Here is a 17,447-nt window from a genome sequence, read left to right on the forward strand (position 1 = left end):
GTTGATTGAAGAACTGTAAATTTGCCGTTCGCCAAAAGTTAAAGTTCAAGTGCCGGATATTATTCAATTATTGCCTGATCACATTGCTAACCAGATTGCTGCCGGTGAGGTGATTCAACGCCCTGCCAGTGCGGTAAAGGAGTTACTGGAAAATGCTGTAGATGCAGGTGCTGCCGAAATCCAACTCATCATACAGGATGCCGGCAAGCAACTGTTACAGGTGATTGATAATGGCAAGGGAATGAGTGAAACGGATGCACGTATGGCTTTTGAACGGCATGCCACTTCCAAGATCAGGGAAATTGATGATTTGTTCCGTATCAAAACCATGGGCTTTCGTGGTGAGGCCCTGGCTTCTATTGCTGCGGTTGCACAAGTGGAATTAAAAACCAAACGTGCAGAAGATACTGCAGGCACATATATTGAAATTGAAAACAGCGTTGTAAAAAAACAGGAGCCTGTTGCAATGGCTACAGGTACCAGCATTGCTATGAAGAACTTGTTCTTTAATGTACCGGCACGTCGTAATTTTTTAAAAAGCAATGCAGCCGAGATGCGGCATATTGTAGATGAGTTCATCAGGGTAGCCATGGCTTATCCTGATATCTTTTTCTCACTTTCTGCCAACGGGCAGCAAATGTTTCACCTTGAAAAAGGAACACTCAAGCAACGGATTGTACAAATTCTCGGCAACCAATACAACGCTAAACTCGTAACAGTGCAGGAGCATACGGATTATATGAATATCCGTGGCTTTATCGGTAAACCTGAAACCGCCAAGAAAACAAGAGGTGATCAATACTTTTTTGTAAACAACCGTTTTATTAAGAGTGCTTATCTCAATCATGCAGTGGCAAGTGCGTTCCAGGAAATGATTGCGGCTGATAGTTTTCCTGCCTATGTTTTGTTTATTGACCTTGATCCGTCCCAGGTAGATGTAAATGTGCATCCCACGAAACAGGAAATAAAGTTTGAAGATGAAAAAATTGTTTACGCCTTTGTACAATCTGCCGTGAAACATGCATTGGCACAATTCAGTATCACACCTACGTTGGATTTTGATTTAGACCCCGGCATTCAGCAATTAGATGCCGTTAGCAAACCTTTTACGGAACAACGTAAAAACGAAGCTTCTTCTTCATCGCTTTACCAAACCTTTACGCAAAAATATGCGGCACATAAAATAGATCCTTCTCACAAAAGTGAATTGAAACATTGGAAGGATTTTTATACTGCAGATAGTCAGCTAACAGATGAGCGTAACAAGATGACAGATGAAAGAGGACCGATGACAGTCAATACAGGTACTGATGTGCAAGCACTGTCAACTTCCGGCTATCATCCTTCTACTTTACCCGACCAGGATTTTACACAACTGCACAACACTTATATAGTTGCTGCAACTAATAAAGGCATCATACTTATTCATCAGCAAAATGCACATGAGCGTATTTTGTTTGAACGTTATCAACAGGCTATGAGCGGCACAGCAGTGGCTACACAGCGAAGTTTGTTTCCTGCCACCTTACAGGTGTCGCCACAGGATGCAGTTATGCTGAATGAAATTATTCCTGATTTGCATCAACTCGGTTATCATGTAGAGCCATTTGGTAAAAACACATTTGTAATACAAGGCACACCGGCTGATGTAGAGCAGGGTAATGAAAGCTTTGCCATTGAACTGCTGCTGGAGCAAATCAAACATTTCAGCAGTGATGTGAAGTTTTCAAAGCGTGAAAAAGTGATTCGCTCCCTGGCACAACAGCATTCTGTTAAAGCAGGCCGTTCCCTCACACAAAAAGAAATGAAACAATTAGTGGATGATTTGTTTCAATGCCGCCAGCCCAATGTAACGGCACTGGGTAATCCTACTTATACTGAATTAAAGAAAGAAGAACTGGAGAAATTATTCGGCAAATAAAAAGCAGCCCTTAGAAAAGAGCTGCTTGTTTGCTATAAGAAAAGTAAATCGCCGTCTTTAATTCACTTTTTGAAATTTACTGCTGCATACAATACCATTGTATTTTACTTCGAGTGTGTAATAACCTGCCGGTAATGTAGCAATACCAATATTGAAACTGTTCCATCCCTGCAAACCGTTAAAGAAATGTACGGTTCTGCGTACCCCCATTGCATCAACGATTGAAGCAGTTACAGTTTGATTGCCTCTTAACTCCAGCCTGAAGAATATTTGTGTTGTGGCAGGATTAGGTGTTACCTGTAAACTGCAGGTGCTTGGGATTTCACCTATGCGGATGGTATCACAATATTCTTTTACACAACCGTTAATCGTTACAGCACGCAGACAAACTTTATAGATGCCCGGCTGTGTAAACGTGTAAGTAGGATTATTGGCATTAATGATCACCGGTGTTGTTGCATTATCTTTTTGAATGCTCCAGCGTTGTGAGATGATGGTTTGATTGCTCACTGCAGTAAACTTAATACTGTTGCCTGCACTGTTAAGCCGCTGGTATTCAAATTTTACAGTTGTTAATGAGCAGGGTAACGGTCCCACCACAATTTCTTTACAGGTGGTGGAAGCACAGTTTTCACCACGATATACTGTTAAACAAATGGTGTATTTGCCCGGCTTTGCATAGGTATGTGAAGTGGATGCTGTAAAAGCTCCCGTACCATCTCCAAACGTCCATACATATTTTAAACTGCTGTTGGCAATCGCAGCTTCTGCTTTGATGGTATTAGGTACAGAGGTTAAACGTACTTCAAAATTGCTGAGACGCTCACATGATGCCGGTTCCGGAATTACAATGGTTTTACACACTTCTTTAGTGCATCCTTCAAAGAAGGCAATCTTCAAACATACATGGTAAGTTCCCGGTTTTTCATATTTATGGAAGGGATTCCATTCGCTGCTTTCAGTACCATCACCAAAACTCCAGCGTACACGAAGAGGTTGAATAGTGAGTACAGGTGTTGTATTTCTGAACTGAACACCACGTAATGGGTAAATACTATCTAATTGCCAGCTGAAACCCGGTTCAATAGTGCAGGCACGTACCACCACCTGTTTGCAGATTTCTTTGACACAGGTATTGCTGATGTACACCTTTAAACAAACAGTATAAACACCGGCCTCTTTGTATTCATGTGTGGGGTTCCATTCGCTGCTGGAAGCGCCATCACCAAAACTCCATCTTACCTGTGCTGTAGTTGAAGTGGGTGCTGTCAGATTGGTGAATTTATACTTCAGCGGATTGGATGCATCGGCAGTCCAGCTGAAATTCGGCTGCAGATTACAAGGAGGAGGAACAATAACTTTTGCACAGAATGTTTTTTCGCAAACGCCATCAATACGCATGATCAGGCATACTTCATACTCGCCCGGTTGCTGATAAATATGTACAGGAGAAAAATCAGAAGAAGAACTTCCATCTCCAAAACTCCATTTAAAACTTACACCTGCCGGTGGAGGGTTGGGTTGCGATACGTTGTAAAATTTAATACGTGCAGGATGTGCAGAATCTCTTTGCCATTCAAATTTCGGCTTGAGCAGATCGCAGACATTGCCAAGCCTGATTTCTTTAACAGCAGAATCATAACAGTTCAGCACTTCATCCTTTATATAGTGTATTACTTTGTACACACCCGGACTGTTATAGGTAAATACAGGATTAGCTGCATCTGAGCTTGCATCGCCTTGGCCAAAAAGCCAGCGATGTTTCAGTTGCGTATTACTGGTGTTAAGAGAGTAAAAGTTTACAGTAAGATTATTTACCGTAAACTGAAAATTTGCCTTCCCGGTGCAGGGATTTGTGGTTCCCTGGGCAGCGGCTCCGCTTGCCCAGAAAAACAAAAGGGCATAAAGAGGGTACAAAACCTTTTTCATACTTTTTTGGTTTGGGTTTTAAAATGCTGTTTACTCACGGAAGTGTCCAGCAACAAAGGAATTTTCAAAAGGGTTTACAGGTATAGTTCCCTTTTTAATGAACAGCGATGCCCGGCAGCAGAATTTTTTTTTAGAAAAAACTATATCATTTAAATAGTGGGGAGATTGCGGGGTATAGCCCGCTGCAATTTTTAAAGCAGCAGAACTTAGTAATCAGTTTTTTACCCTGAGCTCTTTAATAAATTTTTCTACGGCCCTTCTTACCGCAGCAGAAGAAGTATTATGATTATTTACAAGAAATGAAAAGACCAGCAGGTTGTTTTTATTGGTGTAGAGATAACCGCTCAGTGCTACTACGCCGCTGAGCGTTCCTGTTTTGGCATAAATGTAACCGGCTTCCTCTTTATAGTAGTTGCGGAGTGTTCCGGTATTGCCGGTTGCAAAAATATTTTTCAGCCGCTCCATTCCGAATTCATCTTTCATCTTAAGCAGGAGCCACACAAAATCATCAGGTGAAAACAAATTATAACGGCTGAGCCCGCTGCCATCTGCCCAGCGAGGTCGTTGGGGCATGTTTTTAAAATCGGATCTGATGAGCGAATCTGTCAATCGTTGCTCATCCATATAACCCAGCAACTGCTGGCTCACCATCAGCAATGTTTGTTCCGCAAAAAAGTTATCACTCCGGTACATCAATGGTTTAAACATGGAATCAGATGGCTGGGAATAGATAATGGAGGGTTTCTTTAATTGTGTAGTAGTTGTATAAATTTCTTTTTGCAAACTGTCTTTCAGTAATTCCAGCGTTGCTTCAATGCCATTGGTAACAAAAGGTACTTCCAGCTCAGCTTTCATTTCCCTGCCTTCAGTAATGGTGTATTTATTTTCTGTACGTGGGCGGTACACATCAAACGAGCGTGCTTTTACCGGTTCAAATGTTACGGGCCAATTTATTTCTGGCTCAGTTGTAATGATAACACCGGTATCTTTTTTCCCGTTCTGTTCTTCAATTGTTTTTTGTTGTGTCCACTTAATATAGTTTCCATACACAGGCATGGGGCTACGCTCAACGCTGTAATAACCGAGATAATCATTCCAGGTCCATCCGCTGCCAAGTGCTTCTGTTTTCCAGTTGCTGCTGTTTACAGCAACAGGTTTGTTTACTGATTTGAGAAAATCAAACACCGGGTGCTTTTTATAGTCTGCATGTAAAAAAGTAGGATCTCCTGCAGGGGCGATAAGCAGGGTATCGTTTCTGTCTTCTGCGAGCAGACCGGGCAATTGCAGCCCTAGGTATTTCATGCCTGCATACAGAGTTGGAATTTTTGTATTACTGGCCGGTACAAAATATTTACGGCTGTTGTATTGTAAGATTGTTTTTTGCAGGGTAGCATTATAAACAGAAACACCAATATGTGCATTTAGTAAAGCACTGTCTGCGGCATAATGTTTTTGAAATGCCTTTACAATTTTTCCAGTTGAAGAACAGGAACTAAATAAACTGCCGATGATAAGCGAAATAACTGTAAGACTTGGCTTCATGGTTGATGAATTGAAGAAAACGAGGCAATAAATATACAGGTTTCTGTATGGTTGTTTTGTATTGCATACGAGGTTGCTTATTTTTAAAGTATGTATTGGTTCCGCCGTTTACGTTACTTCAGTGGGTTGATTCTTCCCTTGGGTTTGTTTTTCATACTCCTGCTTACAGGTACGTTTGGCTATATGCTCATTGAGAAGTATTCTTTTTTTGATGCCTTGTACATGACGGTGATTACAGTGGGCACAGTTGGTTATATGGAAGTGCATCCGCTTTCTGTGGCCGGGCGGGTGTTTACGGTTTGTATCATCCTTGTTAACATCGGCGCCTTTACCTTTTTTGTTACCTATCTAACCCGTTACCTGCTCGACGGGGAATTTATAAGAACGTATAAACAAATGAAAATGGACAATGCTATTCAGCAACTCAGAAATCATGTGATTGTTTGCGGTTTAGGAAGAAACGGTACTGAGTGTGCACAGGTGTTACATAATAATAATATTCCTTTCGTAGTGGTGGAAGAGAAAAATGAAATGCCCGATGATCTTCCTTTTAAAGTAGATTATTTTATGAAAGGTGATGCCACAAAAGATGAAACACTGCATGAAGCAGGGATTGAGCATGCCCGTGCCATTATTGCAACAATGCCCATTGATGCTGATAATTTATTTATGGTGCTTACAGCAAGACAATTGAATCCTAACATTACCATCATCAGCCGTGCATCACAGGACAGCAGTGTGGGTAAACTGAAAATTGCCGGTGCTAACAATGTGATTATGCCCGATAAAATAGGCGGAGCACAAATGGCCACTCTTGTTTTGAATCCTGATGTGCAGGAAATGATTGCGTTAATGGCCAGCAAAAACAACAAACAGTTTCAATTGGTGGAAATGGTGGCTACAAAGAATACATCACTCAGCGATATAAATCTTTGGGCCCGCACAGGCAGTACCTTGCTGGCTGTGAAAAATGCAAATGAATATATTCTCAACCCCGGTCCTTCCTTTGTTATACATGGCGGGGAACGATTGATTCTTATGGGCAGCGAAGAACAACTGGAACAGGCAAAAAAGCTGCTGTAACTACACCTTGATGTAGATTTTCTTTTTGTCCAGCCAGTAGCAGATAGCCCAGTACATGATGATCATAGAAAGGGCGTAGAATAATGATCCGTTTTCAGGAATGCCCGGCACCAGTTTGCAGATTTTTTCATAGTACCAATCAAAAGCACTTAAATAATCAGGAGTACCATCTTCATTCATACCATTGGGTAAGCGGAACAAACCGAGGAATCTTGGTAAAAAGCCACTGAGTACAAAGATGAAAAGCGGGTTTTTGCCAAATACATCAAAGAACTTTGTCCATCCTCCTTTTACCTGTTTAAACTCTATCAGGTAAATCATCGTTGATAGGGTGAAAATAGCCAAGCCCGTTGTGTACATCACATAAGAGCTGGTCCATATTTTTTTATTGATGGGGAAAGCAAGATCCCAGCAAACACCGGTTACAGTGAGCACAACGCCGGCTGTAAACAAACCGCTGAGCATTTCATGATTCTTTCCTTTGGTTTGAATATAATCACCCACGAGGTATCCTAAGATAACCTGTGCAATAGGAGCAAACGTGCTCATGAAACCTTCCGGGTCAAAAGGCACCCCTTCACCTTTGTACAAATGTTTTTCACCTAAAAGAGCAATGTCGTATTTATTGCCAAACCAGCCCTCGAGGCTGTATGGATCAACAGCATTTCCTAACAGTAAACACAGGAGCCAATAAAAAAGTAATAGCACCATGCTTACTACAAATGCTCCTTTTTGTTTGAGGTAATAAACAGCGACGGACGCAAAAAAGTAACAAAGGGCAATCCGTTGCAATACCCCCAGGATGCGTACATTTTCCCATGCTTTGAATACCAGGTTATCGCCGCTCCATTTAATAAAAGGGCTCCAGTTTAAAAAAAGACCGATGCCAAAAATGAGGAGGGTCCTTTTGATCACTTTTTTCCAGAACACAGCATCACCCCCCGCCTGCAGTTTGGGCATTACAAAAGCCATGGCATTGCCCACCGCAAAAAGGAAAAACGGAAACACAAGATCTGTAGGCGTACATCCATGCCAGGGCGCATGTTCCAATGGAGCATAGATATGACTCCAGCTTCCCGGGTTGTTTACTAAGATCATGAGGGCAACTGTAGCACCTCTGAAAACATCAAGTGAGTAAAATCGTTGTTGCACAAGCAATGTGTTTTGGGATATAAATGTAGGGATTGTGTTATCAACAATTACCGGAAAAAACTGAATAAAAGAAACCGGCGTATTTGTTCGGGTTTCAGGTTCAAAGGCTATATTGCGGCCTGAAAAACAATGTGTAAAGGCCCGAGGCGATTAGGTAACCCAACAACAAATGATAAGGGATTTAAACCCATATCTTTGCAACTGAAAAAAGCAGGCGTTTTGACTGCTTGGTTTTATGATCAAAAGCTGTAGCAGAAAAGAGTACCAATATTTGCCGTTAAGGCATTTAAAATAGTTAAAAGGGTGGGCAGGCCTTAAAGGCATGTTTGCCCCTTTTTTTTGAAGATTTCTGAAAAGGAGACTCAGTTTTTTTTAGATGTGACTGAGGTGGCGAAGCTTTTGCCTGATATGACCGAAGCAAAAAAATGGTACGCAGTTTACACCAATCCCCGCTGGGAAAAAAAGGTGAGCGGTCTTTTTGAAAAGAAAGGTTTGGAATATTACTGTCCGCTCACCAAAGTACGCAGACGCTGGAGCGATCGCTACAAAACCATTGAAGAACCTTTATTCAAATCGTATGTGTTTGTAAAAATTACGGAAGAAGAAAAATCAAGGGTTCGCTTAACTGACGGGGTGGTAAACTTTGTATATTGGTTAGGCAAACCGGCACAGATCAAAGAAGATGAAATTGATGTTATCCGGAAATTTTTAAAAGAGTACACAGGAGTGCAGGCAATACCTGTTGATCTGAAACAAGGTGAACAGGTACGTGTTAAAACAGGAGTGCTGATGGATACGGAAGGTTCGATAATAAAAATTATCAATAACAAAGTTTTTGTATTACTGGAAAGCCTCGGCTACCAGCTAACCGCTACTTTTGAAAAATCCAATCTGGAACCCCTTCCCAATAAAAAGGCTTTATAACCGTTAAATTGTAATAATGATTCGATTCTTAACCAAAACGCTCAGGTACCGGGCCTTGCCGGCTGTATGGCTGCTTGCAGCTTTGTTCAGTTCCTGCGTATCAGCTGAAAAACTCCGGAAAGAACTGGTTTATTTTAATGAAGGGCTTGATACAGCTAAGCTTAAACAATACATGCTTGTAGAACCGGTAATCCAGAAAGGGGATGTGTTGCAGATTACCATTTCATCACGCAGTTCTTCCTCTAACCAGTTGTTTGCTCAAAACTATTCTACCAATATTTCTGGAGTTGCTTCCGGTGGTGGAACTGCAACAACTCCCGGTTCAGCAGGTTACCTGGTGGATATTACCAGCGGTGAAATAAAACTTCCGTTGCTGGGAATTATTAAGGCTGATGGTATGACCAAGCAACAACTGGAAAAAGAAATCATCAAAAGAGCATCTGAATACCTGAAAGAAGATCCTATTGTAAATATCCGTTACATGAACTTCACTGTTACTTTTCTGGGAGCAGTGGGTAATCCGGGAAGAGTAACTTTTGAATCAGAGCGGATCAACTTTTTACAGGCACTTGGCGAAGTAGGTGGTATTGCACCCGGCGGAGATTTGAAAAAAGTATTGCTGATGCGTGAACAGAACGGTGAGCGTATCTGGCAATTTATTGATCTCACCAATGGAGAATTCTTAAACTCTCCCAATTATTACCTGAAACAAAACGATGTGATTTATGTTAGCCCCTCTAAGCGCCAACTCTTGGCTGCAGACCAGGGTGCCAACCGAATTACACAGTATATGGGTCTCGGATTTGGAGTTCTTAACCTCATTGTTCTCATACTTACACGTCTATAATCCATGAATCAAAACGGCAACGAACAACTATTTACAGGTGAAGGCGAGAGCAAACTGCTTTCCTTTAAAGAAATCCTGTTCAAGTATATCTCTAATTTACCATTGTTCTTTTTTGCATTGGGCGCTGCCCTTATAACGGCATGGGCTTACCTGCGTTGGGCCACACCTGTTTATAGTGTGGGGGCCAGCATGATTATTAAAGTGGAGAATGCAGCCAATATCAAAAGCAATGATAAGTTCAGCAGCATCTTTAACCCGATTGACAAAATCAATATGGAAGATGAAATTGAGCTGATGAAGTCAAAAGAATTCCTGAGCAGGGTGGTTGATACATTGCACCTCAACAATAAGTACATTGAACATGGAAAAGTAAGAAGCAGTGAAGTGTACCAGGGCATTCCCTTTGAAGCAGAAGTGATCAATATTGCAGACAGCTCCGGTTATTATTCTTTCTCTCTTCAGATTCTGAATGAAAAATCTTTTCTGCTTAACAAAGAAACCAAACCCAGACCTTTTTACAGTAATATAGAGCTGAATGGTTCCACCTTCCGCATTGTTCCCAAAATAACCAATCCCGAGTTTGATGGTGGCAGGAAGTTTACTTATACATGGGCTCCTTCAAAAGCGATAGCAGGTGAAATCAGCGGCCGATTAATGATTTCGCAAAAGAGCCGTAACTCCAGTGTGTTATCCTTTGCACTCAATACACTCAATCCGGATAAAGGAAAAGTAATTCTGAACCAGATCATGAAGGAGTATGGTGATTATAACGTATATGATAAAAGCCGTATCTCTAAAAATTCTCTTGCATTTATTAATGAACGTTTAGGCCGTTTGGAAAATGAACTGGGAACAGTGGAAGGCAATCTACAGGATTTCAGAAAGCGTACACAGTTCCTGGACATGGAAGAGCAGTCAAAAATGTATCTCGAAGACATCAGCGCTACAGAAGAAGAATTGAGAAAGCAGGAACTGCAATTGAAAGTAATTGAACTTTTAGACGATTATATTAAAGACAAAAAGAATATCTATAATCTCACTCCCACTAACCTGGGTATTGATGATCCTGTTTTAACCAAACTTATAAGTGAATATAATAACCTCATCATTAGAAGGGATAATGAATTATTAAACAATAAGGAAACCAATCCTGTAGTAAAAGAAATTGAGTTCAATATTGAAAAAACAAGACAGGGTATTATTGAAACGCTTAAAAACATCCGGGAACTCTACGTTGTATCAAAAACAGAACTCGAAAAGAAGAATCGTGTGAGCAAAGGAGAAATGTTTTCGCTCCCTGAAAAAGAAAGCCAGATCCGTGAAATCAAACGGCAGCAGGCAATCAAAAACGAACTGTATAACTTCCTGTTGCAAAAACGTGAAGAAACAGGTATTCAACTTTCGTCTATTGTTTCCAACGCAAAAATATTTTCTGAAGCGGAGGGTGGCTACATTCCCATTTTGCCCAAACGCAAGAATGCATACATGTTGGCTATTTTCTTTGGCCTGCTCATTCCGGTAATCATCATCTTCATCAGGGATCTGATGAATGATAAAGTAACCACCAAAAACGACATCATTAAAAATACCAAGATGCCGGTGATCGGGGAACTGGGTCATAATGACAAACCGCAAACATTGGTGGTATTAAAAAACAGCCGGATCATTCTTGCAGAACAGTTCCGTATCATCCGATCCAATCTTCAATTCCTTTTGAAAAGGGATCGTACACCTGCTTTTCTCATCACTTCATCATTCAGTGGTGAGGGTAAATCGTTTGCTGCTACTAACCTTGCTGCATCCATTGCATTAACCGGTAAAAAAACGGTGTTACTTGAATTTGACTTACGCAAACCAAAAGTATTGAGTGGATTGGGCTTGCAGCGTACAGTAGGTATTACACATTTTGTAGTAGGTAAAGTTAGTGTGGAAGAACTTCCGGTAAAAGTTCCTGAAACAGATAACCTTTATGTGATTGGTTGCGGACCTACTCCTCCTAATCCATCAGAGATGTTACTTGATCCGAAGATTAAAGAGATGTTTGAATATCTCAAAGACGCTTTTGATGTAATTGTGGTGGATACCGCCCCTGTTGGACTGGTGAGTGATGCTCTTACGCTTGCCAATTTTGTGGATGCCAGTTTGTTTGTGGTGCGCCAACGCTACACTTATAAAAAGCAATTACAACTGCTGGAAGAATTGTATCAACAGAAAAAATTCCCGAACGCCGCCATTATGGTGAATGATATTAAAGTGGAAGGCTATAACAGTTACTACGGTTATGGTGGATATGGTTACGGTTACGGTTATGGATATGGTTACGGTTATGGATATTATGATACGGATAAGACACGTAACAAATGGTATATACAGGTTTTAAAATTCATCGGGCTTAAATAATCATGTGCCGCATAGCCGGTATATATAATCCTAAAGAAACATTCCTGCCGCAGCGTATTGCAGCCATGCGTGATGCTATGCAGCACGGAGGTCCTGATGACGAAGGTGTTTTTCTGCATCCGGAACTTCCGTTGGCATTTGGTCACCGGCGTCTTTCGTTAATTGATCTGTCGCCTAACGGGCATCAGCCCATGCATTTTAAAGATGCAGGATTAACCGTTGTATTTAACGGTGAAATTTATAATTACAAAGAACTTCGCTCCACCTTGCAGCATCACGGGTTTCAGTTTCAAACAGAAAGTGATACCGAGGTAATATTAAAAGCCTATGCACATTGGGGAGTGGAGTCATTTGAATTTTTTAACGGCATGTTTGCTATTGCCCTGTGGGACGATCGTAAAAAGCAACTTGTACTTGCAAGAGATCATGCCGGCATCAAACCTTTATACTATTACCTGGAAGAAGGTGTTTTATATTTTGCTTCAGAAATAAGAGCTTTTGCACATTCGGGAAAAATATTTGAAGAGCATCCGCACTGGAAGGCGGCATTTCTTTCATTTGGTCATTTGCCCGAGCCCATCACCACTTTGCACAAAGTGATTCCTTTGCCCAAAGGTTCAGCATTGGTAATTGACCTGCCTTCTCTCAACACAAGGAAGCATCATTTTTTTAAATGGAAGTTTAAAGGTGATTTAAAAAATGAAGGCGACGCATTGCAGTTGATGCGTGAAACACTGGAACAATCTGTTGAACGTCATCTCATATCCGATGCACCTATCGGTTTGTTTCTCAGCGGTGGTATTGACTCCAGTCTTTTAACCCTGCTGGCAGCACATTCACAACGGGATAATCTTCATACGCTTTCGATTGTATTCAACGAAAAAGAATTTTCAGAAGAAAAGTACCAGCAACTCATCATTCAAAAAACAAATGCAAAGCATCAATCCTTCCTGGTAACAAAAGAAATTTTTAATAAGCATATTGAAGATGCTATTGCAGCAATGGATCAGCCCAGTATTGATGGTATCAATACTTATTTTATTTCTAAATATGCGAGGGCTTATGGACTAAAAGCGGTGCTTTCAGGTGTGGGTGCAGATGAATTGTTTGGCGGATACCCTTCTTTTCAGCAACAAAAGAAAATGAAACTGGTACAGCATATCCCTGACCGTATGCTTCGTGGTTTGCAACACCTGCCGAACCAGCGTATGAAAAAACTGAGCTATGCAGGATGGCAGCACGCAGCGGCTGAATATCTTTTATACCGTGGCATATTTACATCCAATGCAACAGCTTCAATTCTTCATATGCCGCAGGGAGAAGTAGAACGAACATTGGAATCCATCAGTAAAAATTATAAGCTCAACGGATTGGAAGATGGTAATCGCATCAGCTGGATTGAAACCAACTTCTATATGCAGAATCAGTTGCTGAAGGATTCTGATTATATGAGCATGTGGCATTCACTTGAAATAAGAGTACCGTTTCTTGATAAGGAAGTAATGATGATGGCGGGTAGCATCCATTCTTCCATTAAGTTTAAAAATACAATGCCCAAATACCTGTTGGTAAAAGCATTTGAAAAAGAATTGCCTGTTGAAATCTGGAAACGGAAAAAACAGGGCTTTACATTTCCATTTGAACGCTGGTTAAAAGAAAATGAATACAGCAAGCCTCATTCAACTGAAGAAGAACGGCTGTATAAAAATTTCACCAACGGTAAATTATCATGGGGCCGTTATTGGTGTGCACTTTTGATGACCCGATTCAGTACTAAATCTGTGCATGCCGCATCGTAGAATTTTAAGTTTGGTGCTTACTTCTTTTTCCAGTACAGGAGGTATTGAAAAATTCAACCGTGCTTTTTTTAAAGCAATGGACGAAACCGGACAGCAGCTTGCTATAGAGTGGAGTGCTGCAGGTATGTATGATTCCGGTAGCGATGACCGGTATCTGCCAAAAGAAAAATTTTATCCGTTTTATGGAAACAGAATTCGCTTTATCATCCGTAACCTGTTGCGTTTTTTTTCAACGGATGAATTGATTCTCGGGCATATGAATCTTTCGGTAATGGGTGTTTTATTTAAATGGCTGAGGCCTTCAAAAAGGCTCACACTCATCTGTCATGGTATTGAAGTGTTTCAGGAGGTGAAAGGAATTCAGAAAAAAGCATTGCTTGCTGCAGATCGTATTTTGGCGGTAAGCAACTACACCAAACAACAACTTATTACACTTCAGGGATTACCGGAAGAGAAAGTGATTGTTTTTCCTAACACACTCGATCCTTTTTTTGAACTGCCTGCACAGTTTCAAAAACCTTCTTATCTGAAAGAACGCTACCGGGTGCAGGAAAATGAAAAGGTATTATTTACGCTTACAAGGCTGCGTAGTAATGAAGGGTACAAAGGGTATGATAAAGTAATCCGTGTGCTGCCCCGGCTTCTTCAAGAGGGGTATCAGTTTAAATACATTCTTGCCGGCAGTGCAGATGAGAAAGAATTATTTGCTGTTAAAAGTCTGATCAATGAACTGGGGTTACAGCAACATGTAATACTCACCGGTTTTATTGCTGATGAAGAAGTAACCGATCATTATCAACTGGCAGATGTTTTTGTGATGCCCAGTAAAGGTGAAGGTTTTGGAATTGTGTACCTGGAAGCGATGGCCTGTGGTTTACCGGTAATTGCCGGTAATAAAGATGGAAGTACAGAAGCATTGCAGTTTGGAAAACTGGGAACACTTATAAACCCTGATGATGAAGACGAACTGTTGCAGGCTTTGCAAACAAGATTACAGCAACCAAGTAATCCGTTGCAGGTACAACAGCAAATGCTGGAATATTTTGCGTTTCCAAAATTCAGGGAACAGTTACATAAAGTACTCGCTGCATAATTTTTTATGAATCATTATAACGATACAACGGATCATTGGGATCTTGAAATAAAACCCAAGGCTTCTTTGTTCAACCTTAATTTAAAGGAAGTATGGAGCTACCGTGATCTTATGTTCCTGTTTGTACGGCGTGATTTTGTTGCCCAGTACAAACAAACCATATTAGGTCCGCTCTGGCACATCATTCAGCCAATTCTTACCACCATCATGTTTTTACTGGTGTTTGGTAAGATTGCCAACATTCCTACTGATGGAATTGAGCCCATACTCTTCTATATGAGTGGCATCACCATCTGGAATTATTTCGCTACCTGCTTAACTGCAACGTCTAACACCTTTGTAGCTAATGCACATATTTTTGGTAAGGTATTTTTCCCGAGACTTGTATTGCCTTTATCAATCGTTATTTCCAATATGGTAAAGTTTGCCATACAGATGGGCATCTTATTACTGGCGATGATCTGGTTTGCTGTTTTTAAAGGAGTACCCATTGTGTTTGGATGGCAATGGTTGCTCATACCTGTACTTATGTTGTTAATGGCCGGTATCGGCCTGGGAACAGGTATCATCATTTCATCACTTACTACCAAGTACCGTGACTTTACCATACTCATCAGCTTTGCAGTGCAGTTATTAATGTATGCAACACCGGTAGCTTATCCGCTTTCTTATTTACAAAACAAATCATTTGCCCCGCTTATACAATGGAATCCGTTAAGTGCAGTGGTAGAAGGATTCCGTTATGCGTTGTTTCATACAGGCAGTTTTGAAATAGCATCACTGGCTTATAGCGCCGGTTTTATGATTGTGGTGCTGCTCTTTGGAATTGTTTATTTTAACAGGGTGGAACGTTCTTTCATGGATACTGTTTAACAAAAGACAGCCGACTTAATTTTTATTGAATGAGTAACACAGTAATCAAAGTAGAAGGTCTTTCCAAACAATACCGCCTGGGGCAGGTAAGTACCGGAACACTTACACATGATCTTAACCGCTGGTGGCACCGTGTTCGTGGTAAAGAAGATCCTTATCTGAAAGTGGGCGAAGAAAACGACCGTACCAATAAAGGAACAAGTGAATATGTATGGGCTTTGCAGGATATCAACTTTGAAGTAAAACATGGCGATGTGTTAGGTGTTATCGGTCGTAACGGAGCCGGTAAATCAACACTACTGAAAATATTGAGCCGTACAACAGCGCCTACTACAGGTTCAGTAAGAATTAAAGGACGTGTAGCCAGTTTGCTGGAAGTGGGCACCGGTTTTCATCCTGAATTAACCGGACGGGAAAACATCTTTCTGAATGGCGCTATACTTGGGATGACCAAAAATGAAATCAAACGAAAGTTTGATGAGATTGTAGATTTTGCAGGAGTGGAGCGTTACATTGATACCCCGGTAAAACGATACAGCAGTGGTATGTATGTTCGTTTGGCCTTTGCTGTGGCGGCACATTTAGAGCCTGAAATACTCGTGGTGGATGAAGTGCTTGCGGTAGGTGATTCTGAATTTCAGAAAAAAGCACTCGGTAAAATGAAGGATGTAAGTAATAAAGAGGGCCGAACGGTGTTGTTTGTAAGTCATAACCTCAGCGCTATTAACAGCCTTTGTAATACCGGTTTATTATTACAAAACGGTAAAGTGCAGATTTTTGATAAAGTAGATAAAGTACTGAATACGTACCAGCTTACAGGCAAATCATTAACAGCAGGTTTAAATACAGACAAACGGTTTGGTGCAGGCGAAATAAAAATTGCTGACCTCGAATTAATTTCTGCTCACGAATCCGGTTTGATTGCATCCGGCTCACAACTTGACATCGTGTTTTCTTATGAAGCCGCTCACATTGATCCCAATGCTTCTTATGAATTTGCACTGGGTGTGTGGAATGCATTTGAGCGTCCCATGTTCATGGCAACTAATGTGTACAAGCAGCAGCAGATACGCTTAACAAGCAATACAGGCAAGGTGATTATACGGGTTCCAAAGCTCCCGCTGCACACCGGTTTATATACCATGAATCTGGCTATCCGTAAAGATGGTATTGACCAGGATTTCCTGGAAGAAGGAAAAACCTTCCAGGTAGAGGTGGGTAATTTCTTTGAAACAGGAATTGCTTATCACAGTGAGTATGATGGTTTTTATACTGACTTTGAGGTAATCGTTGCATCTTAATTTATTCAATGTTCATGATAACACGTGGTCTTCGTTTTATAAAGCGTCAGCTCAAAGCAATACCCGCAGCAATCAGTTCATTTTATTTTGACAAACTGCTGAAGCGTTCTTACTATAAAAAAATTCCGACAGGTATTCTGTGGATGAATTTTATTCATCAGCGTTTGTTTGGCATCAACGGTAAGGTTCCATTCTCTGTTTACTATACCAATTCCATAGAAGGATTTGAAAATATTATTCTTCCGGAAAATGATGAAAGCATTAAAACCAGTTTTGCAGTGAGTGGCGGCTGTTATTTTGCAATTTTCAAAGGCACAACACTTGAAATAGGTGAAAAAACAATCTGGGCTTTTAATGTGTGTATCCAAACGGGGAATCATGATTTGTATGACCGGAGTGTTTATCACACCAGGTCTGTAAAAATTGGTAAGAATTGCTGGATCGGCAATGGAGTTACTATTCTTGCAGGAGTTGAGTTGGGAGATAATGTCACAGTAGGTGCCAACAGCGTGGTTACAAAATCATTTCCTTCTAACGTAGTTATCGGCGGTGTGCCCGCCCGTATTTTAAAAGAGCTTTAAGT

General features: G+C 40.9%; 13 protein-coding genes. 10 read left to right on the forward strand and 3 right to left on the reverse strand.

The features are described 5' to 3' along the window. Window positions 1-49 precede the first annotated feature (49 nt). On the forward strand, window positions 50-1,921 hold the full coding sequence (mutL, locus tag PDL71_RS03670; RefSeq protein ID WP_407525491.1) for a DNA mismatch repair endonuclease MutL: 1,872 nt from the start codon (window positions 50-52) through the stop codon (window positions 1,919-1,921). Between the two features lie 57 nt (window positions 1,922-1,978). Here the strand turns inward: mutL and PDL71_RS03675 are convergent, their stop codons facing one another. Continuing rightward, a complete protein-coding gene (locus PDL71_RS03675) occupies window positions 1,979-3,850 on the reverse strand; it encodes a PKD domain-containing protein (protein WP_407525494.1) in 1,872 nt (623 codons plus the stop codon). Window positions 3,851-4,063: 213 nt separating this feature from the next. Continuing rightward, complete coding sequence (locus PDL71_RS03680) at window positions 4,064-5,392, reverse strand: D-alanyl-D-alanine carboxypeptidase/D-alanyl-D-alanine-endopeptidase (protein WP_407525496.1); 1,329 nt, start codon at window positions 5,390-5,392, stop codon at window positions 4,064-4,066. A 90-nt stretch (window positions 5,393-5,482) separates the two neighbouring features. On the opposite strand from PDL71_RS03680, the gene PDL71_RS03685 reads away from it, so the two are divergent. Then, the gene (locus PDL71_RS03685; RefSeq protein ID WP_407525498.1) at window positions 5,483-6,475 is read left to right on the forward strand and encodes a potassium channel family protein; all 993 of its coding nucleotides are present in this window, start codon (window positions 5,483-5,485) and stop codon (window positions 6,473-6,475) included. On the opposite strand, the gene PDL71_RS03690 is transcribed toward PDL71_RS03685, so the two are convergent. Then, the gene (locus PDL71_RS03690; protein ID WP_407525501.1) at window positions 6,476-7,627 is read right to left on the reverse strand and encodes an acyltransferase family protein; all 1,152 of its coding nucleotides are present in this window, start codon (window positions 7,625-7,627) and stop codon (window positions 6,476-6,478) included. It lies immediately after the preceding gene. 408 nt (window positions 7,628-8,035) lie between these two features. Here PDL71_RS03690 and PDL71_RS03695 point away from each other — a divergent pair, with 408 nt between their 5' ends. Genes PDL71_RS03695 through PDL71_RS03730 form a run of 8 tightly spaced genes read left to right on the forward strand, consistent with a single transcriptional unit; the run spans window position 8,036 to window position 17,445 of the window. Beyond that, the gene (locus PDL71_RS03695) at window positions 8,036-8,551 is read left to right on the forward strand and encodes a transcription termination/antitermination protein NusG (RefSeq protein WP_407525504.1); all 516 of its coding nucleotides are present in this window, start codon (window positions 8,036-8,038) and stop codon (window positions 8,549-8,551) included. A 16-nt stretch (window positions 8,552-8,567) separates the two neighbouring features. Next, on the forward strand, window positions 8,568-9,398 hold the full coding sequence (locus PDL71_RS03700; RefSeq protein ID WP_407525507.1) for a polysaccharide biosynthesis/export family protein: 831 nt from the start codon (window positions 8,568-8,570) through the stop codon (window positions 9,396-9,398). A gap of 3 nt (window positions 9,399-9,401) precedes the next feature. After that, window positions 9,402-11,798, forward strand: coding sequence for a GumC family protein (locus PDL71_RS03705; protein ID WP_407525510.1), 2,397 nt, complete (start codon window positions 9,402-9,404; stop codon window positions 11,796-11,798). 2 nt (window positions 11,799-11,800) lie between these two features. Next, window positions 11,801-13,597: an asparagine synthase (glutamine-hydrolyzing) gene (asnB, locus tag PDL71_RS03710; RefSeq protein ID WP_407525513.1), complete on the forward strand. Its 1,797-nt coding sequence runs from the start codon at window positions 11,801-11,803 to the stop codon at window positions 13,595-13,597. Beyond that, window positions 13,584-14,690 (forward strand): glycosyltransferase family 4 protein, encoded by a 1,107-nt coding sequence (locus PDL71_RS03715; RefSeq protein WP_407525516.1) that lies wholly within the window; start codon window positions 13,584-13,586, stop codon window positions 14,688-14,690. The genes asnB and PDL71_RS03715 overlap by 14 nt, the downstream gene beginning before the upstream one ends. Window positions 14,691-14,696: 6 nt before the next feature. Beyond that, entirely contained in the window at window positions 14,697-15,563 is an 867-nt protein-coding gene (locus PDL71_RS03720) for an ABC transporter permease (RefSeq protein WP_407525519.1), read from the forward strand. Between the two features lie 29 nt (window positions 15,564-15,592). Continuing rightward, complete coding sequence (locus tag PDL71_RS03725) at window positions 15,593-16,864, forward strand: polysaccharide ABC transporter ATP-binding protein (protein WP_407525522.1); 1,272 nt, start codon at window positions 15,593-15,595, stop codon at window positions 16,862-16,864. Window positions 16,865-16,872: 8 nt separating this feature from the next. Beyond that, window positions 16,873-17,445 (forward strand): acyltransferase, encoded by a 573-nt coding sequence (locus PDL71_RS03730; protein WP_407525525.1) that lies wholly within the window; start codon window positions 16,873-16,875, stop codon window positions 17,443-17,445. The last annotated feature ends 2 nt before the right edge of the window (window positions 17,446-17,447 follow it).

Origin of the sequence: Lacibacter sp. MH-610 (assembly GCF_045780045.1) — a bacterium.
In the GTDB taxonomy this organism is placed as follows: Bacteria; Bacteroidota; Bacteroidia; order Chitinophagales; family Chitinophagaceae; genus Lacibacter.